The following is a 3,811-nucleotide window of genomic DNA, read 5'->3' as shown; positions in this document are numbered from 1 at the left end:
GGAATAAGCTTATGGTCTGTTATGCGAATGCAATCTATTCTATTAAACCTGATGGTGAATCTGACGAAGTGGAACTAGAGCTTCTTCCTGGACTTATTCCGAATCGAAATGGCAACTATCGTCTCGCGCAATGGAGCAGTAAGGATACAAAGAAGGAAATAGCACTTCATTTCTCCTTAGAACAGGCTTAGTCAATAAATAAGAGAGCTATATTACCAAGCTGTCTCGCAAGTAACAAAGCCAGCATAAACTTTAAAAAGGGAGTCCTCCAAAAGCGATATGATGATWATCATCAKATGCTTTTGGAGGACTCCCTTATATTCTATATAGTAATTTGGATTAATATCTTTTCTTCTTCATATTGGAAATAGATATCTCCTTGATACTTCTCAACCGTTTTTCTAATGATGGTTAATCCATTACCTCTCAAACCATCTTCATTATTTTGAGAAGTATAACCATGTTGAAAAAAGCTGTTTTTTTCATTTACTGAAAGCTCCGCAGGGTTTTCTACAGCAAACTCATACTTTGTTCCAGTTGCTTTGCAGATGACACGAATCCTTTTAGGATGTACACCCTTATAGGATTCAGAGGCTTCAATCGCATTATCTAGAAGATTGGCAAAGATTTTAACCAAATCCATAGATTCTATTCGATTATAGTCGTTCAAATCCGCTTCAAATTGAATGTGTATATTTTTGGATTGAGCAAGCTCCCACTTACTTTGGAATAAAACCATTAAAATTGGATTTTTAATTCTCAAAGATAAATTTACTGTCTTGGACTCAACGGTCAGTCGTTTTAGATAATCTCTGGTTTGATCGTGCATCCGTAAGTCCATTAATCCATGTAGAACTTGAAGATGATTCATCATATCATGCCTGCTTGATTTTATCGTGTCTATTGCTTTACTAAGTTCAGAGATATACATTTTCTCTGTTTCTTTCAAATCATGTTTCATACGATTTTTGTACCATTTATTTAAGACATACACAACGATTAACAAGGCTAGAGCAAATAATATATCGATTACAAAGATGAACAGATTACTCTTTACAACCTGATAACTTACTTGTTCTAACGCATTAGCATCAATATCTATCCCAACGACACCAAGAAGCTTGCCATCATCGCTGTAAAAGGGTACTCCGACTGACAAGTAAGAGCTGTTATGCTCGCCATCAATAATACCTGTAAAATAACTTTGGCCACTCTTTGCTTGTCTTACTTGAGAAGGGGGAACTGTGCAAGCTGTACCAATCGCAACATCTTCTACGTCTGGAGGCAAGGCCGTTACCATAATTTTAGAAATATGACTTTCATCAAGCATTAAAATATATACATAGACTGCATTGATCCGAAAGCGGTATTCCTCCAAGTATTGTTTTGTTTTCTCCCGATTTTCATCATTCTGTTTGGTTAATAAAAACTTTTGATAGACATCTTTATCAAGTCCTTTAGCAATTTCATCTGCAATTCCAATGTATTGCTTTGCAAGGGCAATTTGCGCTGATTTGTTAGTTGTATAGTATGAAATGAATAGCTTGGAGGCAGTTAGCACGCTCACTATAATAAATGAAACAACAATAAAATATGTCATTCTCTTGTTAGTAAACAGTTTCATGAATTTCATCATTTTTGTCCTTTTCTTCTATGTACTTGATCTAATTATATCGACAAATTAGGTTGAGTTATATAGAATGTTTACATTTTAAATTAAAATAAATATATAGACTAACTATTAATTCGAGAAAATGATATTGTAATATACATTTATTCCCTCTTAGCTGGTAAAACTCTTTTTCGAATAAGCCGAATAGAGTTTGTCATTCTGCTGTCATTGGAGTGAGATATGATAGACAAAACAATAAACAGACCATGCAACATGAGCAATCACAGATCTGCTGAGTCTATTGGAACAAATAAGCAAGTAAGTGAAAACATCTGGAGTATGGATCAAGCTTTGGAACCAGAAAAGACGCCGGATCCGAGTGTGATTGTTAGCAGCATATGATTAGAACGAAGCAGCCCTTGTTTATCTTGGGCTGCTTTTTTATTGCATTTCGTTCTGATCTTCTTTACAGTTATGGGTATTGATAGGTAGGACAAGGTTAATTAACGCACAGTGAGGAAGTGTTAGTATGACGATAGCTCCAGATAAACATAAGCTTTATCCAAATGAAAATATTAAAACAGTTTGTTATATTTCAAATCTACCAAGTAGATCAAACGTTGAGATTGGTAATTATACCTATTACAGTGACAATACGAGCTCTCCAGAAAATTTTTATAATAATATTCAACATCATTATGACTTTTTAGGTGATAAGCTGATTATCGGTAAGTTCTGCGCCCTGGCTGAAGGGGTTACTTTTATTATGAATGGTGCGAATCATCGGATGGATGGTTTATCAACATATCCCTTCAATATTTTTGCTGGAGGTTGGGAAAAGGTCACTCCGACGATGGAACAGCTGCCTTTTAAAGGCGATACTGTAATTGGCAATGATGTTTGGCTGGGACAACATGTCACCATTATGCCTGGGGTGAAAATTGGCGACGGTGCAATTGTTGCTGCGAACTCAACTGTTGTAAAAAACATTGAACCCTATACAATAGTTGGCGGTAATCCTGCAAATGTTATTAAAAAGCGTTTCAGTGATGAGATGATTAAATTATTACAAGAGCTTCAATGGTGGAACTGGGATGAGAAGAAGATATTTGAATGTCTTGAGCAGTTAGTTTCGGTTAACGATATTGACGGCTTAAAGAAGCTAATGAATGTGGAGTCATCATAACGGAGAGTGATGAGGTAACTATGGAAATAAAGGTTCATCAAACAACATGGAGTGAAATTCAATCGTTCCGCCTATTATTCTTACAGGAGAACAATTTCCAGATCCGCTTTAATGCCTGTCATGAACGTAACTGGTCGGACACATATCTGCTTACTGTGAATGAAACTTATGTAGGTTACGGTTCTATAAAAGGATGGGAACAATTGACCGATAGGGATAGTATTTTTGAATTCTACATCATTCCTCCGTATAGAAAAATGTCACACCTTATTTTTTCAAAGCTACTTACAGCCTCAAAAGCCAAGTATATCGAATGCCAAAGTAATGACCTATTATTAACATCTCAACTGTATCAATTCGGTCAGCATATCAATGCAGACGCTATACTATTCGAAGATGATTCGACATCCGAACACAAGAAATCTAAAGCTATTTTTCGATCACGCCTTGAAGATGATGATATTTTCGAGCACAAAGGAGAACCGGTAGGTGAATTTGTACTAGAGGAGAGTGGAGAGATTATTGCTACTGGAGGCTATATGCTCCATTACAATATGCCATTTGCAGATCTTTACATGGAAGTTAAGGAAGACTACAGGCTTAAAGGATACGGCAGTTTTGTCGTACAGGAATTGAAAAAACAATGCTATCAGGCAGGTCGGGTACCTGCTGCCCGCTGCAATGTCTTGAATGCTGGATCAAGGGCTACCTTGATTAATGCGGGTATGAAAATATGTGGCTTTGTACTGAAAGGTGATGTTATGAAATTCTAAGATAGGGGCGTAGTTCGCCCCTATCTTAGTCTTTTTTTATATTAAATCAAAGCTATGGCAAGAAGCGTAAACAATGATAATGCTAAAACATCATCTCCGAACCACCATTGCGAGATCTGAGCTTTACCCGATGTACGAACTCTACCAGATGTCCGTAAATAAACATTATTACTATCCACGCCACAAATAACACCTTCGAAGCATTGTCCATAGCAATTATGAATGCGAACTCTGCAATTC

The 3,811-nt window shown here is 36.5% G+C and carries 4 protein-coding genes; 3 read left to right on the top strand and 1 reads right to left on the bottom strand.

Features of this window, described 5'->3' with window-relative positions:
* Nucleotides 1-191 (top strand): hypothetical protein (locus AC1DWN_RS30080; protein WP_477562539.1); only part of this gene is annotated, 191 nt, incomplete at its 5' end.
* Nucleotides 192-322: 131 nt separating this feature from the next.
* Here AC1DWN_RS30080 and AC1DWN_RS30075 read toward each other — a convergent pair.
* Nucleotides 323-1,636 (bottom strand): GHKL domain-containing protein, encoded by a 1,314-nt coding sequence (locus AC1DWN_RS30075; protein WP_477562538.1) that lies wholly within the window; start codon nucleotides 1,634-1,636, stop codon nucleotides 323-325.
* A gap of 505 nt (nucleotides 1,637-2,141) precedes the next feature.
* On the opposite strand from AC1DWN_RS30075, the gene AC1DWN_RS30070 reads away from it, so the two are divergent.
* Nucleotides 2,142-2,798: a Vat family streptogramin A O-acetyltransferase gene (locus tag AC1DWN_RS30070; protein ID WP_477562537.1), complete on the top strand. Its 657-nt coding sequence runs from the start codon at nucleotides 2,142-2,144 to the stop codon at nucleotides 2,796-2,798.
* Nucleotides 2,799-2,818: 20 nt separating this feature from the next.
* On the top strand, nucleotides 2,819-3,571 hold the full coding sequence (locus tag AC1DWN_RS30065; protein WP_477562536.1) for a GNAT family N-acetyltransferase: 753 nt from the start codon (nucleotides 2,819-2,821) through the stop codon (nucleotides 3,569-3,571).
* Nucleotides 3,572-3,811 lie beyond the last annotated feature (240 nt).

The organism is Paenibacillus sp. P4_A7 (assembly GCF_056402455.1).
The sequence above is the reverse complement of the archived record's forward strand: the minus strand, read 5'-3'. Positions and strand labels throughout refer to the sequence as shown.